The organism is Pseudomonas sp. E315, from assembly GCF_055406205.1.
In genome coordinates, this window is record NZ_JBUZPJ010000017.1 from 106,403 (window position 1) to 115,373 (window position 8,971).

The window sequence follows — 8,971 nt, forward strand, 5'->3', positions numbered from 1 at the left end:
GCATGGACATCGAACTCAATAAAGACCTCGATCATCTGCTGAACGAGCACTTTGCCGGGCGTGTTGTACGCAAGGATCTGACCAAGCTCATCAAGGAAGGGGCAAATGTACCCGTCTACGTGCTTGAGTACCTGCTGGGCATGTACTGTGCCTCGGATGATGCAGAAGTCATCGCGCAGGGTTTGAAGAACGTCAAAACGGTGCTGGCTGAAAACTATGTCCGCCCTGATGAAGCCGAGAAGGTTAAATCGCTGGTACGTGAGCGCGGCACCTACAAGGTCATCGACCGTGTAACCGTACGCCTTAATGAAAGAAAAGACCGCTACGAGGCATCCTTCAGCAACTTGGGCATCAAGGACGCCGAAATCTCCGCTGGCATCGTCAAAGAGTACGAAAAACTTCTGGTCGGCGGCATCTGGGTTATCGCGACCCTGAGTTATTACCACGAGGAGGGTCAGTCAGGATCGCCCTTCGGTGTAACTCTGCTGAAACCCATTCAGATGCCTAACATGAACATGCAGGAGCTGTTCACCGGTCGCTCGGCGCTGACCACCCTGCAGTGGCGCGAGACGTTGATCCGTTCAATCGGCATGGAACCTTCGACCCTGGATGAGTCAGTTCAGTGGCACCTTCTTGCGCGCATGGTTCCCTTTGTCGAGAACAACTACAACGTCTGCGAACTGGGGCCACGAGGTACAGGCAAGAGTCATATCTACAAGGAGTGCTCACCCAACAGCATGCTGGTATCAGGTGGCCAGACCACAGTAGCCAACCTGTTCTACAACATGAGCAGCCGGCGCATCGGCTTGGTTGGTCTCTGGGATGTCGTCGCATTCGACGAAGTCGCGGGAATCAACTTCAAGGATAACGATGGCGTACAGATCATGAAGGATTACATGGCCTCGGGCTCCTTCGGTCGCGGCCGTGAGCAGATGGAAGCCTCAGCTTCGATGGTCTTCGTCGGCAATATCAACCAGAGCGTTGAGTCACTGGTGAAAACCAGCCATCTGCTAGCTCCTTTCCCGGAGCAAATGATCGACTCAGCCTTCTTCGACCGTTTCCACGCCTATATCCCTGGCTGGGAAATTCCAAAGATGCGTCCGGAGTTCTTCACAAACAAATACGGCCTGATCGTCGACTATCTGGCCGAGTTTTTCCGCGAAATGCGCAAGCGCAGCTTTGCCGATGCCATCGACAAACACTTCAAGCTGGGCAACAACCTCAACCAGCGTGATGTGATCGCGGTGCGCAAAACAGTGTCTGGCTTGCTCAAGTTGCTTTATCCGCATGATGTTTTCAGCAAAGAAGATGTGCGCCAGTGCCTGGAGTACGCCCTACAGGTACGCCGTAGGGTGAAGGAACAGCTGAAGAAGATCGGAGGTATGGAGTTCTACGATGTGCACTTCAGCTACATCGACAATGAGAGCCTCGAAGAGCACTTTGTCACCGTAAAGGAGCAAGGCGGCGGCGGCTTAATCCCCGAAGGCCCCGGCAAGCCCGGCTTCATCCATACCATCGGCTTGAGCAGCAAGGGCATGCCAGGCTTGTACCGGATCGAGCTACAGGTCACCAAGGGCAGTGGCAAGCTGGTCACCTCTGGCCTCTGGAATTCAACTCAGGCCAAGGAGCAGGTGAAGATCGCCTTCGACTACTTCAAAGCCAACGCCTCGCGAATTAGCGCTTCGGCCAAGGTACTGGAGCACGACTTCCATCTGCATGTGGTTGAACTGCAGAACACCGGCCCGCTGACACACATGGCTCTCGCCAGCCTGGTGGCCTTTGCCTCCGGCCTGATGGGTCGTCCCGCACAAGGGCAGATGGTGGTACTCGGCGATATGAGCCTGGGCGGCAGCATCACTCCGGTGGAAAGCATAGCGGAGTGCCTACAGGTAGCCTTCGACGCTGGCGGTAAGCGCGTTTGCCTACCAATGAGCAGCGCCATGGACATTCCGACCATTCCGGCAGAGCTGTTTACCAAGTTCCAAACCAGCTTCTATGGTGAGCCCGTGGAAGCTGTTTTCAAGGCGCTGGGGGTGGACTAAGCCCGCTAGTTTCGTGCCCAGCAAATCATACAGTTTGGCACGGCGAGGCCGGCCTCAGGCCGCAGTCAAAAACCGCTGAGTCAAGGCAGCTGCAAAGTGCGCGGGGCAGTTGTACGAGCATCGGCGCGCATGACATCCGTTTCGATTCAGCGCTGCAGCAGAGTTGCGCCAACTTCAGAGCTAGCCCTCGCAAGTGACTGCAGATAAGCCCTGATCCTTGGGGCGCTTTTCTTGAACATGCTGCGGCGAACACCAGGTTTTGGCCCTGTGTTTGTGAGGTGATTTTCGGTTGTTGTGACAACACATGGACGTTAAATGACGATGTGACACCTTGTCTATCATTGATCTCGCAAACGAGGTAACAGGCGGACGTCAAATGACGACGATGTCTTCGTCTGTCATTTATTTTTTACCGTGTACCAGTGCTACTGCTTTTCTAAAATATTTGATGTGGGTAATTTCCGACGATAAAAGCGTCTAAAATCAAGCTTTTGACATGTTTGAAATAACCATGATGGGGCTCTCAGCCTGAAGAGCCAATAGTCATGAATGAGTCAACAAAAATTGTCGCCCTACTGGATCAGCAATACGAGCAGCTGTTGGTGGAAGCGAGACGCCTGGTAGCCAACTATGTGGATGCGTCCATGAAGCTGTACAAGAAGACCGGGGTCAAATCTGTTGTGGCTGCCGTGTCAATCAAGCAGACAAGTCCGAATGCGTATTCGATCTACTGGTGCAAACTGGTGCCGCTGCAAGGACAAAAAAACAAATTCGCGCCCCTGACTATTGCCAAGGGAAATGGCAAACATAAATATCCGACTTCCTCGTTTGAGTTTGTTGAATATCCATACCGTCACCTCGTTCTGCAAGTTGAGGAGCAGCTTGCAGAGATTCGCCGCGTTGCGAGCGAGAATCGTCAGCTACGTCGGACGTTGGTCGCTTATGAGAAGAAGCTGTCTAGATACCAAGCGCTTAATCATGGCGTCCTCTATTCGGCAGAGTAGCGGCTGAGTACCTATAAGCAGTGCCGAACAGATTTGACCCGATTGTAAATCCCGAAAGCCCCGTGCAGCTTGGTCTGGCGGGGCTTTCTCTTATCAGCAGTGAACTCCGGCGAGATATATTGCTGCGCTTGATCAGGGAAGGCGACGGGTTCGGGCTATAAGCAGTGTAGGGCGCTAAATCTACTCGCTGTCAGCCAGCAGGCCCATGCAGGCGGGGGCGGAGGCCGTATTTGCTATTAGCAGTGACGCTTAAGACCAAGTCAGCCGGCCAGCTTTGATCTGTATTAGTAGTGAAAGGCTTCACTTTCATAAAATAAACATTGGTAGGTGCCGTTCCAGCAGGTACCTGTGTCGCGCAGCGGGTGGTGACGGTAACGCGCTACCCCTCTCTGCCTCGCTGCTGTTCGAATGCAATGCGGTTCATTACGCAGATGGGGATGGGGTAGCCCTGGATGTGGGTCGTGAGAGCCTCGTTGCCTGCGATCACCATGATGCAGGATAGGCCTCTGCGGAAGCGCATCCCTCGTCTCGAGTAGTTGCGCGGGATGATCTCCCATGATTCGTCGTCGTAGTAACAACCAACGATTTCTGACCAGTGTAATTGGATGCCCGCGCCCATGATGCCTACTGGGGCCAGGCAGAAAATTTCTACCTGGGTTTCCTGCCCAAGAGGTACAGCGTAAACCCGACCGTTTGGTGTAATAGGTGGGAAGTACTGCCCGTTACCGAGGTAACGAAATTCCATAGTGGCGCTCTCGGTGGATGAGGTCTCTAGACACTCTCCGGTAGTTCTAAGAAAACCCAAGGTCAGACGATGCATGCGAGGTAGCGCAAGTGCTTTAGCCGTTCTGGGCGAGCGACTCACCAGATTTAGAAGTAAGCATGCCGTAGATTTATGAGATTCGGTGCCTGAGGCATTTCCGCATTGACCTGCAGCAGGCTACATATCCAAGGTAATCACCGGCCTAATGGGCAGGGTGGCAAATACAGCCGCAGGGTTCGGGTAGGCACCCGCTGCCGGTGAAAAGGCAGCGGACACCCTCTTGATACGCAGCGGGTCATACCACTGATGATGACTCAGTCGTCGCCACGCCTCTTATCCAGATATGCCGCGACCATGTAGCCAACAGCACCTGATATGGTCAACGCACTGATAACGGCAACTACCGCATATACCAACAATTCAAAACGATCCACGCTCTGGCTCCTCTCGGGGTGAGCTGATCTTAAATAAACCTACGCCAATGCCAAATTTTAGGAGCTGGGAATACCAATGCTCTAGTGGCTGGTAACGGCGGTTTATGCTTCAAGCAGTGTTGATCTGAAGCCAAGATACGCATCGGCTTTACCAGATCCGTACACCTAGGCTACTCAGGGCTAGGAAAGGATGATTTGAATCCCAGAAGAGGACCTGAATCGGCTAGTGTCGTCGGTTGCCTACTTCAGATTTTCGTGTATCCCCATCTGTATCCCTACGCTTTTAAAAAAGATAAAAATCTTTGTAAAACAAACACTTTAAATACTAGTTCAAACGACCCCGGCTCCACCACTTCATCATCTAAAGACGTCCACGGACGTCTTTTTTTGTGCCTGAAATTCAGTAAATACAGGGGCTTCAGCGCTTATGGGAGCTTTGGAGAGTTTCTGAGTTCCAGCCGCTTTGGTATCCCAGGTGGTATCCCAGGTGGTATCCCGGACTGCCAAATGCTATTTTCAGGATACCAAAACGGTGCTGGAGGTAGCCCCATGCCTACTAACGCAACCCGCCTTTCCGATCGCCAGCTCAAGGCAGTCAAGGCAACTGGTAAAGATTTCGTCCTCAGCGACGGCGATGGCTTACAGCTTCGAGTCCGCGCGAGCGGCTCAATGATGTGGAGTTTCAATTACCGCGAGCCCCTGACCAGAAGCCGTATCAATATGGCGCTTGGTCCATACCCCGACCTTTCGCTAGCCAACGCCCGGAAGAAAGCCGCAGAGGCGCGTGAGCTGCTCGCTTTGGGCACTGATCCCAAAACCCAGCGTGATGAAGTAAGGCAAGCCAAACTTGCTGAGACTGAACACACTTTCGAGAAGGTGGCCACCGCCTGGTTCGAGCTGAAGAAAGACTCCGTAACCAAAGCCTACGCCGAAGACATTTGGAGATCGCTGACACTCCATGTTTTCCCAAGCATGAAAACAACCCCGCTCTCTCAAATCACCGCTCCGATGGTTATCAAGATCCTTCGCCCAATCGAGGCCAAAGGGAGCCTCGAAACCGTGAAACGATTGAGTCAACTGTAGTGGTCTAATGAAACCGGACACCCATTTAGGCGAGAATGCTCGCGATATCAAGGTGTCAGATGACCAAACAACGCCGTATCTTTTCCGCTGAATTCAAACGCGAGGCTGCTGACCTCGTACTCAAGCAAAATTACAGCTTCATCGAAGCCAGTCGCTCACTCGGCATTGGCGAGTCGGCTCTGCGCCGTTGGGTTGGCCAGCTTCAGCAGGAACGCACAGGCGTCACCCCGCAGAGCAAGGCGTTGACTCCGGAGCAGCAAAAAATCCAGGAGCTGGAAGCTCGAATCGCTCGTCTCGAACGAGAGAAATCGATACTAAAAAAGGCTACCGCGCTCTTGATGTCGGAAGATCTCGAGCGTACGCGCTGATCCATCAGCTAAGCGCCCACGAACCTGTTGAAAGCTTGTGCGAGGTGTTCGAAGTCACCCGTTCAACTTACTACGCTCATCGCCTCAGAAGGTTGACTTCGAGCGTTGAGCGCATTCGTTTACGCAGTCGCGTTAACGAACTGTTCACCCAAAGTCGAAGCGCTGCTGGCAGCCGCAGTATCGTGTCGATGATGCAGGAAGATGGCGAGCAAATCGGTCGCTTCAAGGTGCGTGGGTTGATGCGGGAGCTAGGGTTAATCAGCAAGCAACCGGGCTCTCATGCCTACAAAAAAGCAACGGTCGAGCGGCCTGATATTCCAAACACACTGAATCGTGAGTTTGATGTTCCCGAGCCAAACAAGGTTTGGTGCGGTGATATCACCTACAGTGTGCCCGGAGTTCAGGGCGAGCATGGATGCTCAAATGAACCACGAGTCTATCTGGAATGTTGAACTGGGAACTCATGATGAGGAACCAAACACCCCACCGACTGTGACGGTGGTGAGTCTGAGCGGCAGTGACCTGTGGCATGCCTGCAGGGTGATGTAACCCGCTGACAACGGGGATTGAGGCGAGATCACTAAGCCAAGATGATCCTCAAGACTGAGTGTTGAAAGGCTGAAGAACATGAACCCATTAATCCGCCTCTGAGGGTTGAAATGTCACCACGGCTTACGTGATCTGATAAGCCGTACAGAGGGAACAGGCAGTGACAAGTATGCGCTGCCGATCGAAGGAGCTTTGATATGTATGCAGAGCTCTGGGACAGCAGAATCCATCACAGATCGGACTGCTGCTTTCTGTCAACTTGCGGCAAGCAAGGATAAAGAGTGCGATGAGCAGCCTCCTCAACATGCTTGAGTCCAGTCCAGATAGGTGAACCGGGGAAGGTCAATGACGGATGCCAAGGGGGCATGGCCCCGATGACGCATTGACTGGCGGAGCTTCCGTAGTAGTCCGAGATGGGGAAAGCCCATTACATGGCGAAGGGGAGCAGTTTAAATGTGTTTGCCACGCGAATTAACTGACCTAATGAGGTGAATACCTTTGATAATCAGCGAAATGCAACGCAAGCTTGCCACATGGACAGCAACTGATCCGTCTCAACGGGTAGATGCGCTTGATAGCACAGCCGGACTGGTTGGTAGAGGCAGCTCGAATTACCCTGTCATCGAAAGGTGCACGTACGCCTGGCGTTGATGGAGTAGACAAAGCAATGCTGCAAGCCAGACTGGCGGATGTATTGCAAAAACTCAGGGAAGATCTTCTCTCGGGTAACTACCAGCCACTGCCGGCCAGACGGATCTATATCCCCAAGGCAAATGGCAAGCAACGACCACTCGGCATCCCAACTCTGCGAGATCGTATTGTCCAACGGGCTATGCTGATGGCCATGGAGCCCATTTGGGAGGGTGAGTTTCATACGCTCTCGTATGGTTTTCGGCCGGAACGCAGTGTCCACCATGCAATCCGTACTGTGAAACTTCAACTCACAGACAATGCAGAGACGAGGGGCCGCTGGGTCATTGAAGGTGATTTATCCAGCTACTTCGATACCGTGCATCACCGCCTGCTGATGAAAGCCGTACGCCGCAGAATCAGAGACACTCGTTTCTTGGAACTGCTGTGGAAAACAATCAAAGCTGGCCATGTCGATGCCGGACTCTTCCGGGCCGCCAGTGAAGGAGTACCGCAGGGTGGTGTTATATCGCCATTACTGTCGAACATCATGCTCAATGAGTTCGATCAGTACCTGCATGAACACTACCTGAATCCGAAGGCTCGAAAAGATCGATGGTACTGGAACCACAGCATCCAGCGTGGTCGAAGCACGGCGATCAGAGAGAACTGGCAATGGAAGCCAGCCGTTGCTTACTGCCGATACGCCGATGACTTTGTGATCATCGTCAAAGGCACTAAAGCACAAGCGCAAGCCATCAGAGAAGAATGCCGGAGTGTGCTCGAAGACAGCCTGAAACTAAGGCTGAACATGGAGAAGACCAAGATCACTCATGTGAACGACGGATTTGTCTTTCTAGGGCATCGGATTATCCGCAAGCGTAGCCGCTCCGGCGATATGCGCGTGGTAACGACGATACCACGAGACAAAGCCAGAAGCTTCGTAGCATCACTGACGGCACTGTTATCAGGCAACTACAGTGAAAGCAAAATCGATATGGTTGAGTCGATCAACCGAAAACTGAAAGGCTGGGCAGCGTTTTATCAATTCGTTGATTTCAAAGCCAAAGTGTTCAGTTATATCGACCGTGTCGTGTTCTGGAAACTGGCCCATTGGCTGGCTCATAAATACCGTTCCCGTATCAAGCCCCTGATGCGCCAATGGTGCAAAGCACCTAAGCCTGGCCAAAGTAATACCTGGGTTTTATTTGGCAAGACTAATAACGGCAAGCTCAGTGGTGAAACACTGTATCGGTTAGTTGGGCAAGGCAAGAAGCTGTTCCGGTGGCGCCTGCCCGAAGGTAATCCCTACCTGAGGTCGGAACCCAGGAACACATGGACCTCGCGGTTCACTGAAGTGGCTATGGCGTTCGCCAGCGTTTAAACGGAGAGCCGGATGCATTGAAAGGTGCACGTCCGGTTCGGTGAGGAGAGGCAGGGAAATAGTCCGACTACGCCCTGCCTCTTACTCAACTCTGGGCGCAAGGAAAATGGCACTACCTGGCCGTGGTTATGGATCTCTATGCTGGCCGGATAGTGGGCTGGGCGTTGTCAGGAAACCCGGATGCTGACTTGGTCACCAAAGCGCTGGATATGGCCTATGAGCAACGCGGGAAGCCTCAAGGATTGCTGTTCCATTCGGATCAGGGGTCGCAATATGGAAGTCGCCACTTCCGTCAGCGTCTGTGGCGGTACCGCATCAGCCAGAGCATGAGTCGCCGGGGTAATTGCTACGACAATTCGCCGATGGAACGTGTATTTCGGAGTTTGAAAACCGAGTGGATACCTTCGGTGGGTTACATGTCGGTTCAGCAGGCGCAAAAGGACATCAGCCATTATTTGATGCATCGCTACAACTGGATACGGCCTCATACATTCAATGGCGGGCTAACGCCCGCTCAGGCCGAGAAAAAACTTAACGTCGTGTCCGGGATTAGTTGACCACTACAAGGCCGTATTTATCAGCAGACCTTCGTTGATACTTACAGCAAAGTCGCGTTTACCAAGCTCTATACAACGAAGACGCCAATCACCGCAGCAGACCTGCTCAACGACAAAGTGCTGCCGTACTTCGCAGAGCAGAACGTTCCTGTGCTGC

The 8,971-nt window shown here is 52.9% G+C and carries 3 protein-coding genes and 4 pseudogenes; all 7 read left to right on the plus strand.

Features of this window, described 5'->3' with window-relative positions:
- Positions 1-2: 2 nt before the first annotated feature.
- Positions 3-2,042, plus strand: coding sequence for a protease Lon-related BREX system protein BrxL (gene brxL, locus ACZRJQ_RS19955; protein ID WP_003439508.1), 2,040 nt, complete (start codon positions 3-5; stop codon positions 2,040-2,042).
- A 545-nt stretch (positions 2,043-2,587) separates the two neighbouring features.
- Positions 2,588-3,046, plus strand: coding sequence for a conjugative transfer protein MobI(A/C) (gene mobI / locus ACZRJQ_RS19960; RefSeq protein ID WP_003439507.1), 459 nt, complete (start codon positions 2,588-2,590; stop codon positions 3,044-3,046).
- Positions 3,047-4,792: 1,746 nt separating this feature from the next.
- Positions 4,793-5,320 (plus strand): annotated as a pseudogene (locus tag ACZRJQ_RS19965) (integrase arm-type DNA-binding domain-containing protein); the annotation flags it as partial.
- A 65-nt stretch (positions 5,321-5,385) separates the two neighbouring features.
- Positions 5,386-6,080 (plus strand): annotated as a pseudogene (locus ACZRJQ_RS19970) (IS3 family transposase); the annotation flags it as partial.
- A gap of 728 nt (positions 6,081-6,808) precedes the next feature.
- Positions 6,809-8,257, plus strand: a complete 1,449-nt coding sequence (gene ltrA / locus ACZRJQ_RS19975; protein WP_463980027.1) for a group II intron reverse transcriptase/maturase — start codon at positions 6,809-6,811, stop codon at positions 8,255-8,257.
- Between the two features lie 80 nt (positions 8,258-8,337).
- Positions 8,338-8,814, plus strand: a pseudogene (locus ACZRJQ_RS19980) (IS3 family transposase); the annotation flags it as partial.
- A 9-nt stretch (positions 8,815-8,823) separates the two neighbouring features.
- Positions 8,824-8,971: pseudogene (locus tag ACZRJQ_RS19985) on the plus strand (IS481 family transposase); the annotation flags it as partial.

Bases quoted from the DNA above. Each gene is read 5' to 3' on its own strand.
- brxL (WP_003439508.1), top strand. From the start codon at position 3: ATGGACATCGAACTCAATAAAGACCTCGATCATCTGCTGAACGAGCAC.
- mobI (WP_003439507.1), top strand. From the start codon at position 2,588: ATGAATGAGTCAACAAAAATTGTCGCCCTACTGGATCAGCAATACGAG.
- ltrA (WP_463980027.1), top strand. From the start codon at position 6,809: ATGCGCTTGATAGCACAGCCGGACTGGTTGGTAGAGGCAGCTCGAATT.